Here is a 531-nt window from a genome sequence, read left to right on the forward strand (position 1 = left end):
AGAAACCAAATCAATCGAGAACTTTGTTTGATGCATTAATTTCCTCCGGAGTAGAGGCTTTGACGAATTTTTTGAATCAAAGCGATCGACTCTTCATTGTCTCCATGGACGCATATTGTGTCCGCTTCTAACAAGATATAACTGCCTGACGCGGTTTTTACTCGGCCTGAATCAGCCAATGTTCTGACTTGTTCTAAAATCGCTAGCTCATCTTTCAAAACGGCATTTGGGTGCGTTCTTGGTGTCAACATCCCATCATCCTGATACAGGCGATCGGCAAACGCCTCAAACAACAATGGCACATCATAATCGTCCGCGATTTCTAAATATTTTTCGTTCTCTTGCGATGCAAGGATCATCAACGGCACTTTAAACAGCGCGGCTGCTTTAACGACCGCTCGAAAAACCGCATCGCTTTTCATCATATCGTTGTAAAGGGCACCATGAGGCTTGATATAACCGATATCGGTATACTGCGCACGGCACAATGCCTGCAACGCGCCTACTTGATAGATCACCATGTTAGTAATT

The 531-nt window shown here is 44.3% G+C and carries 1 protein-coding gene; it reads right to left on the bottom strand.

Annotation, left to right across the window (positions count from 1 at the left end):
• Nucleotides 1-35: 35 nt before the first annotated feature.
• On the bottom strand, nt 36-531 hold a 496-nt coding region (locus R7R78_RS29160; RefSeq protein WP_225474972.1), incomplete at its 5' end, for a 5-oxoprolinase subunit PxpA.

The sequence above is a fragment of the Vibrio sp. 2134-1 genome (assembly GCF_033339495.1).